The organism is Streptomyces sp. M-16 (genome assembly GCF_052114405.1).
Classification (GTDB): domain Bacteria; phylum Actinomycetota; class Actinomycetes; order Streptomycetales; family Streptomycetaceae; genus Streptomyces.
Genome location: NZ_JBFRER010000045.1, coordinates 44,818 through 52,973, shown reverse-complemented (window position 1 = coordinate 52,973; position 8,156 = coordinate 44,818). Strand labels below are relative to the sequence as shown.

6 protein-coding genes and 1 pseudogene are annotated in these 8,156 nt (G+C 73.1%); 4 read left to right on the top strand and 3 right to left on the bottom strand.

Annotation, left to right across the window (positions count from 1 at the left end; genetic code table 11):
- The 3 genes and pseudogenes from AB4039_RS21225 to AB4039_RS21215 all read left to right on the top strand — a co-directional run.
- Nucleotides 1-306: pseudogene (locus AB4039_RS21225) on the top strand (hypothetical protein); the annotation flags it as partial.
- A 73-nt stretch (nt 307-379) separates the two neighbouring features.
- Nucleotides 380-1,150, top strand: a complete 771-nt coding sequence (locus tag AB4039_RS21220) for a bestrophin-like domain (RefSeq protein WP_442271486.1) — start codon at nt 380-382, stop codon at nt 1,148-1,150.
- Nucleotides 1,151-1,373: 223 nt separating this feature from the next.
- Entirely contained in the window at nt 1,374-2,066 is a 693-nt protein-coding gene (locus AB4039_RS21215) for a hypothetical protein (RefSeq protein WP_442271485.1), read from the top strand.
- A 146-nt stretch (nt 2,067-2,212) separates the two neighbouring features.
- On the opposite strand, the gene AB4039_RS21210 is transcribed toward AB4039_RS21215, so the two are convergent.
- On the bottom strand, nt 2,213-2,713 hold the full coding sequence (locus AB4039_RS21210) for a hypothetical protein (protein ID WP_266845709.1): 501 nt from the start codon (nt 2,711-2,713) through the stop codon (nt 2,213-2,215).
- A gap of 353 nt (nt 2,714-3,066) precedes the next feature.
- Here AB4039_RS21210 and AB4039_RS21205 point away from each other — a divergent pair, with 353 nt between their 5' ends.
- Nucleotides 3,067-3,732, top strand: a complete 666-nt coding sequence (locus AB4039_RS21205) for a class F sortase (RefSeq protein ID WP_266845711.1) — start codon at nt 3,067-3,069, stop codon at nt 3,730-3,732.
- A gap of 119 nt (nt 3,733-3,851) precedes the next feature.
- Here the strand turns inward: AB4039_RS21205 and AB4039_RS21200 are convergent, their stop codons facing one another.
- Nucleotides 3,852-4,736: a polysaccharide deacetylase family protein gene (locus AB4039_RS21200; protein ID WP_442271484.1), complete on the bottom strand. Its 885-nt coding sequence runs from the start codon at nt 4,734-4,736 to the stop codon at nt 3,852-3,854.
- A gap of 91 nt (nt 4,737-4,827) precedes the next feature.
- Nucleotides 4,828-8,133: a bifunctional lysylphosphatidylglycerol synthetase/lysine--tRNA ligase LysX gene (gene lysX / locus AB4039_RS21195; protein ID WP_442271483.1), complete on the bottom strand. Its 3,306-nt coding sequence runs from the start codon at nt 8,131-8,133 to the stop codon at nt 4,828-4,830.
- Between the last annotated feature and the right edge of the window lie 23 nt (nt 8,134-8,156).

Below are 8,156 nucleotides of genomic sequence, written 5' to 3'. Positions count from 1 at the left end.
CCACCACCGAAGCCGAAGCCGACCCCGCCACCGCCCGCGCCACCCCGGCCGGCCCCCGCACCCGTTCCCGCACCGCCCCCACCGCCGCCCCAGGTGTACCGGGCCCCCGCACCGCCCCCGCCGGCCCCCCGGCCGACGCCCACCCCCACCGCGACGCCGTCGCCCGCGCCGAAGAAGCACGTGGCCCGCCCCGCGTACCAGTCCACCGTCCGCAAGCCGGCCGAGCACCACATCTCGCCGGTGACCTTCACCCTCATGACCGCGGCCCCCGCCGTGCTCGCGATCGTCGCGCTGCGCCCGCGCTAGGCCGTCCTCCTCCGGACCGCGCACGAAACCGACCGCACAGCGCGATCCGCCGATTCACCGAACGGGAGTCATCTTGTCGGAATGGCTCGTCCTGTCCCTCGCGATGGCAGCGGCCTGCGCCGTGGTCCTGGCCATCGTCTTCTTCCAGCACCGCAGGATCGGCGAGGACGACGATCCCAACGAGACCCCGGACGTCATCGAGTACATGACGATGATGATCGGGGTGATCTACGCGATCGTGCTGGGCCTGGCGATCGCGGGCGTCTGGGAGGGCCGCGGGGCCGCCCAGGAGTACGTGCGCCAGGAGGCCCAGGCCCTGCACGAGATCAGCGTCCGCGCCCAGGTCTACCCCGAACCCGTGCGCAAGAAGATCCGCGCCGACGTCGACGCGTACGTGACGTACGTGGTCGACACCGAATGGCAGCGGATGGCCGACGACGGCACCCTCACCGACCGGAGCGGCGAACTGCTCGAACGCGTGCGCCGGGACGTGACGGACTACGAACCGCAGACCGACCACGAGGGACAGGCGTACCAGCCCCTGGTGGACCAGGTGGGAGCGGTCGACGACGCCCGCAACGCACGCGGCCAGAGTGCCGGGGCCACCATGCCGGGGGTGGTCTGGTTCGGACTGATCGCCGGGGCCCTGGTGACGGTCGGACTGATCTTCACCCTCCAGATCCGCCGTTCCTTCAGGGAGTTGCTGCTGGCGGGCCTGTTCAGCGCGCTGATCGCCTTCCTGCTCTTCCTGATCTGGGACTTCGACGCCCCCTTCGGCCGGGGGATCGCCGCCACCGCCGAACCCTTCTTCGCACAGTTCCCGCACCTGGGGCTGAAGGACTAGGCGCGCCCACCGGGCCGGCCTGGCGCGGGCCCACCGCGGCCACCCGCCGGGCCGAACCGGGGACGGGGCTCCCGTCCCCGGTTCGGCCTACGGCCGTGCCCCATTCGCCCGCTCCTGATCGCGGGTCACCCGGCCCGCACCTAGCGTGGCGGACATCGAGGTGCACGACTCCCCACGTGCGGAAACGCTGCGCGACTGCTCCTCGGGGAACCGGAGGACCGCCATGGGCGCGATACGCAGCTCCGCCATCGCCCTGCTGAGCGCCGGCGCCACAGGGGCCGCACTCGCGCTCTGCGCGTCCGGCGCGCCCGCCGCCCTCGCGGCCGAGGCGGCGCCCGTCACCTCCTTCGGCTTCGCCATCACCCCGTCGACGGTCGCACCCGGCGGGCAGGCGGTGCTCTCCGTCAGCGGCTGCGGTGCCGCGTACGCCACCGCCTCCTCCGGGGTTTTCGACACCGTGAGCATCGCGCGGGGGCAGACCGCCCGGATCACGGTGGACCGTGACGCCAGGCGCGGAGCCCTGTACTCCGTCTCCTTCACCTGCAACGGGGAGACCGGCTCCGCGGACCTCGTCATCGCCGGGGGCACGTCGAAGCCCACCACCAGCTCCACCAGCGGCCCGCGGCCCAGCCCGAGTACGGGCACCACCACCGCCCCGGCGCCCACGCCCTCGCGCCCCGCGGCCGCCGTCGCCCCGCGCGTCACCGCCGTTCCCCCGGCCCCTCGCACCACGAAGGCCACCRCCCCGCGCGGTGCCACCACCGCCGCCGCCTCGCTCGGAGTGCGCGGCGGGCTCGGCGGGAGCGTGGCCGGGAAGGATCCCCTGGAACTCGGCGCGGGAGCCGTGCTGTTCCTCGCCGCCGCGGGCGGGGTGGCGTACGCCCTGCGCCGACGCGGCACCGCGCGCCACCACTGACCCTTCCGAAGAGCCCGGCGGGCCCGGCGACCGCCGGTCGCCTCGGGCCCTGAGCGGGACCCGGGGCGACCGGCGGCCGACCGGCCAGGCGGACGTACCGGTCCGGCGCACGCACCGGTCCGGCGCACGCACCGGTCCGGCGGACGTCAGGCCCGCGAGCCGGCCGGGCGGCGGCGCCGGATCACGTGCACGCCCGCGCCGAGCGCCGCGACCCCGACGAGGCCCGCGCCGATGGCCGTCTCGGCGGTGGACGGGCCGAAGGAGCCGCCGATGCCGCCCTGGGCTCCGTTGCCCTCCAGGATCGTGAAGCGGTGCGTGGCGACCAGGCTGTTGTCGTTGCACTTGACCGAGAGGGTGTGGTGTCCGGGCGAGGCGTGGTTGAAGATCCGGACGGTGGCGAAGCCGATGGAGCCGGCCGACAGGTTGGTCTGCGGAAAGTTGCCGTGCGACCAGACCGTACCGCCGTGGCCACAGCCGGCCGCGCTGACCTGCATCGAGGCGCCCTGGTGTACGGAGTACGGGTTGACCGTCACGTTGCTGGGCCCGTTCCCGCTACCCTGCGGGGGGTTCGCGGCGGCGAACGTGGCACTGAGCCCGATCGCGGCACAGGCGGCCGCGGTCACGGTGAGAGCGCGGAAAGCACGCATGGTGGAACCTCCAACGGGAAGCGCCCCGGGAGCGGTGGCCCGGGCAGATCGACGAGAACGCCTCCCATCACGAACCCTCGGGGCGGCACGCAACCAGCGCATTTCCGTCTTTGGGCCGCCCGGTTGAGCGACACGCCGAAGCGCGGTCCGATCATCTGACGGATCCGCAGGTCACGAGCCGTCAGGCATTTATGTGACGATTACCTGGATGGGCGCACCCCTTACGGCCGCACCACCCGTTCGCCCCTCCCCGATCGCCGTCTCGCCGACCTGGCCTTAGCGTGCGGGAAGAAGGGCGTACCGGGGAGGGACTGGAACGCGGGTCGGGACCCCCGCGTCGGGAAGGGAGAGCCATGTCCGAGGACGAGAGCGAGCAGAGACCGAGAAGGCGCTCCCCCTGGGGCGTACTCGCGCTGGTCATGCTCAGCGGCCTCGCCATGATGCGGAACGGCGCGAACGTCGGGGACGGACCGCCGCAGCCGACGGCGGCGGCGGCCGTCGCCGTGCACGCCGACCAGCTGCCGGCGCGTCCGCCGGCGCCGCCGTCGGACATGGAGGTGCTGGAGCACTCGTCGGTGCAGCGCATCCGGATTCCGACGATCAACGTGGACGCGCCGGTGATGACGGTCGGCCTGGACGCGCAGGGCTGGATCGACGCGCCGCCGCCGCAGGACCGCAACCTGGCGGGCTGGTACCTCAACGGCATCTCGCCGGGCCAGCAGGGCTCCGCCGTGATCGTGGGCCACGTGGACAACGCGCAGGGCCCGGCGGTCTTCTACGGCCTGGGCTCGCTCAAGCCGGGCCACCGCATCGAGGTGGAGCGCTACGACGGCCGCACGGCCGTGTTCGAGGTGTACGGGGTCGAGGTGTTCGCCAAGGACGCCTTCCCCGGAGCCCGCGTGTACGGGGACACCGGGCACCCGGAGCTCCGGGTGATCACCTGTGGTGGCGGCTACTCGAAGGCCAAGGGCTACGACGGCAACGTGGTCGTCTTCGCCCGCATGGTCGAGGCCCGCTGACGAATCGTTCCTCCGCCCCCTCCCCCGGTCCGCCGCCCGGTCCGCCGCCCAGTTGACCGGGGCGGTTGACCGGGGCGGTTGACCGGGGCGGCGGGGGGACGTGGCGCCGGCGTGGCCGTTCAGCGGGGCGGCAACGTCGGCAGCGTCATGCGGTAACCCCGGGCGAGGAGTTGGGGCAGGTACGTCGCGAGGGCCTGGACGCTCTGCGAGCGGTTGCCGCCGGCGTCGTGGTTGAGCACGATCGCCCCGGGCGCGGCTCCGTCCAGCGCGCGGGAGACGATGGCACCGGTACCGGGTTCCTTCCAGTCGAGGGTGTCCACGGTCCAGGCCATGGGCTCCATCCCCAGGTCGGCGCCGATCTCGAAGGCGGCCCGGTTCCAGGCCCCGTACGGCGCCCGGAACCACACCGGAGCCTCCCCCAAGCAGCTCTGGACCACCTCGCTCGTGCGCCCGATCTCCGACTCCAGGGCGCCGCGGCCCAGCGAGGGGATCAGCGGGTGCGTCCAGGTGTGGTTGCCGATGACGTGCCCCTCGGAGGCCATCCGGCGCAGCAGGTCGCGGTTGTCGGTGGCCATCTCCCCGCACACGAAGAACATCGCGCGGACCCCGTGGTGGGAGAGGGTGTCGAGGATGGCCGGGGTGTAGCGGGGGTCCGGGCCGTCGTYGAAGGTGAGGACCATCGCCCTGCCGGCCCGCTCCTCCACGGGCAGTTCCAGGATGGGCCGGGTCCGGACGGCCGGCTTCGCCGCCGGCGGCCGGACGGGGGATTCGGCGGTCATCGGCCGCAGGCGGTAGGACTTCTCGGGGAGGCCCGCGCCCAGTCCGCGCGGGCCGGCCGCGCCCGCCGCGCCCGGTCCGGCGGCCGGGGCGGGACCGGCGGGTGACCGCGGCACCGGGGTGTCGGTCTCGCCGCCCGTGAGCATCGCCGAGGCGGCGGCGACTCCGAGGAAGACGGCGGTGCGCAGGAGCATGCGTCGCCCTACTGTCGGCTCGTCATTTTTCATTATTACTACGTATCAACGACATCGCCGAAGAAGTCGAGGGGCGCGGACGCGCCCCGCCCCCCTCACCCGCTCGGACCAGCCACCCCGCCGGTCAGCTCCGGCGCACCAGGGGGAACGGCAGCGTCTCGCGGATCGTCAGACCCGTGAGGAACATGACCAGCCGGTCGACCCCGATGCCCAGGCCGCCGGTGGGCGGCATCGCGTACTCCAGTGCGTCGAGGAAGTCGTTGTCGAGCTCCATCGCCTCCGGGTCGCCGCCCGCCGCGAGCAGGGACTGGGCGGTCAGGCGGCGGCGCTGCTCGACGGGGTCGGTCAGTTCCGAGTAGGCGGTGCCCAGTTCGGTGCCGAAGGCCACCAGGTCCCAGCGTTCCGCCAGCCGCGGGTCCTTGCGGTGCTGGCGGGTGAGGGGGGAGACCTCGGTCGGGAAGTCCTTGTAGAACGTGGGGAGTTTCGTGCGCTCCTCCACGAGCCGCTCGTACATCTCCAGGACCACGTCGCCCCGGGTGTCCTCCGGTCCGTGCGGCACGCCGGCGCGGTCGCACAGCCTGCGCAGGACCGGCTCCCCGGTGTCGGCGTCGACCTCATCGCCGAGGGCTTCGCTGATCGCCCCGTACATCGTCTTGACCGGCCAGGTGCCGGAGATGTCGTGGACGACGAGCTTGCCGTCCGCGTCGGCCTTGTGGGCGATGGGCGAGCCGAAGGCGGCGGTGGCGGCGCCCTGGATGAGCTCGCGGGTGAGGTCGAGCATCACGTCGTAGTCGGCGAAGGCCTGGTAGGCCTCCAGCATCGTGAACTCGGGGTTGTGCTTGTAGGAGACCCCTTCGTTGCGGAAGGTGCGGCCCATCTCGAAGACCTTCTCCATGCCGCCGACGCACAGCCGCTTGAGGTACAGCTCGGGCGCGATGCGCAGGTACAGGTCCAGGTCGTAGGCGTTGATGTGGGTGCGGAAGGGCCGGGCGTTGGCCCCGCCGTGGATCTGCTGGAGCATCGGGGTCTCGACCTCCAGGTAGCCCCGGTCCAGCAGCCCCTGGCGCAGGGCCTGTACGGCGCTTGAGCGGGCGCGCACCACGTCCCGCGCGCCGGGGCTGGCGACCAGGTCGAGGTAGCGCCGCCGGACCCGGGCCTCCGGGTCCGCCAGGCCCTTGCGCTTGTCGGGGAGCGGGCGCAGGCACTTGCCGGTGAGCTGCCAGGAGCCGACCACCACGGACAGTTCGCCGCCGCGGCTGGAGCCGACCTCACCGCTGGCGACCACGTGGTCGCCGAAGTCGGCCTGGGAGGTGAAGGACTCCAGGGCGTCGGGCCCGCTCTCGTCCCGGGTGAACATCAGCTGGGTGTCGCCGGTCCAGTCGCGCAGTACGGCGAAGACCACCCCGCCGAGGTCGCGCACCACCATCACCCGTCCGGCGAGGGTCACCTGTTCGCCGGTGCGGCTGCCGGGCGGGTAGCCGGGGTGGGCGGCCTTCAGGGCGGCGACGGTGTGCGTCCGCTGCCGGATGCCGACCGGGTACGGGTCGGTGCCCGCGGCCCGGATCCGTTCGAGCTTGGCGTGCCGGACGCGCACCTGGTCGGGCAGCCGGTCCTCGCGCGCCCCTTCCCCCTCCTGCCCTACGAGGTCCAGGCCCAGGGAGTCGATGGAGGGCAGCCCGGAGGTGTTGGCCGGAGCGGTGAGGCCCCTCGTGGGGTGGCCGTTGCCCCACAGGGTGCGCAGGCGCGGTACGGAGACGAAGCCTTCGGCGATGCCGGAGGCGAGGCTGACCCGGGCGAGCGAGCCGGCGTCCTGGTAGCAGAGGAACCGGGGGAACCACTCGGGCCCGTACTTCACGTTGGAGCGGTACAGGGCCTCCAGCTGCCACCAGCGGGAGAAGAAGAGCAGCAGCTTGCGCCACATCTTCAGGACGGGGCCGGCGCCGATCCGGCCGCCCTCCTCGAAGGCGGAGCGGAAGACGGCGAAGTTGAGCGAGATCCGGCGCACGCCCAGGCCCGGGGCGGCGGCGCACAGCTCGGCGACCATGAACTCCATGACCCCGTTGGGGGCGGCGCGGTCGCGGCGCATCAGGTCGAGGGAGATGCCGTCCTTGCCCCAGGGGACGAAGGACAGCAGGGCGATCAGCTCCCCCTCGGAGCCGAAGGCCTCCACGAGCAGGCAGTCGCCGTCGGCCGGGTCGCCGAGCCGGTCCAGGGCCATGGAGAAGCCGCGTTCGGTCTCGGTGTCGCGCCAGGTGTCGGCCCGGTCGACGATGATCTGCATCTCGTCCTCGGAGAGGGCCGAGTGGCGGCGGATGAGGGTGGTGGCGCCGGTGCGCCGGACCCGGTTGACGGCCTGCCGGGTGACCCGCATCTCCCGGCCGTCGAGGTCGAAGTGGGCGACGTGCAGGATCGCCTCGTCACCGAGCTGGAGGGCGCTGAGCCCGGAGCGGGCGTACGCGGTCGCGCCGTCCTCGGAGGCGCCCATGACGGCGGGCTGCCAGCCGTAGCGGCGGGCCACGGCCAGCCAGGCGTCGATGGCGGGGGTCCAGGCGGCGGGATCGCCGACCGGGTCACCGCTGGCGAGGCAGACACCGGCCTCGACGCGGTAGGTGACGGCGGCCTTCCCGTTCGGGGCGAAGACGACGGCCTTGTCGCGCCGGGTGGCGAAGTAGCCGAGGGAGTCGGCCCGCCCGTACGCGCCGAGCAGGGCGCGGATGCGCGGCTCCTCGTCCCCGTGCAGGGCCGCCGTCAGCCGCTGGGAGCGGAAGAGGGTGGCGGCGGCGTTCAGCAGGGCGAGGGCGCCGAAGAGGCCGAGCAGGAAGTACAGCGGGCGGGGCGGATGCCCGTCGAACTGCCGGGCGGAGAAGAGGCCGCCGAAGACCTGCTTGGCGGCCCAGTCCAGCCACTGCCCCTTGGGCAGGGTGCCGGGGAAGAGGGCGACCAGGCCCCAGCCGAGGAGGACGGCGGCGAGCATCCCGAGGCCCAGCACCAGCATGGCCCGCCAGACGGCGCCGGGGCGGGAGGCGGCGTAGAACTCCTTGCGGGAGGCGATCAAAATCACGAAGGCCGCGACGGCGAGGGCCATCGAGGGGCCGCCGACCCACAGTTCCCCGTCCGCGATGATCAGTACGTCGACGAGGACCAGCAGGGCCAGATAGGTGACGACGATCCACCAGGCGATCTTCTTGCGCATGCCGAGGGCGGCGGCCAGGAGGAAGAGGAAGACGGCGTACGCGAGGTTCGCGCTGACCGGCACCACGAAGTCGTCGAGGAAGTCGACCACGGCCCGCAGCAGCTTGCGCAGCGTCGGGGAGAGCGCCAGCAGCGCGCAGAGCAGCCCGAGCGTTCCGAAGAACGCCCCGAAGGCGTCCGGGACCCGGTTCAGGAAGCGGTTTCGGGTCCCCCGCGTCTCCTCCAACGTGGCACTCATGCTTGGCACTGTAGGGAGGGGAG

Bases quoted from the DNA above. Each gene is read 5' to 3' on its own strand.
- AB4039_RS21210 (WP_266845709.1), bottom strand. From the start codon at position 2,713: ATGCGTGCTTTCCGCGCTCTCACCGTGACCGCGGCCGCCTGTGCCGCG.
- AB4039_RS21205 (WP_266845711.1), top strand. From the start codon at position 3,067: ATGTCCGAGGACGAGAGCGAGCAGAGACCGAGAAGGCGCTCCCCCTGG.
- lysX (WP_442271483.1), bottom strand. From the start codon at position 8,133: ATGAGTGCCACGTTGGAGGAGACGCGGGGGACCCGAAACCGCTTCCTG.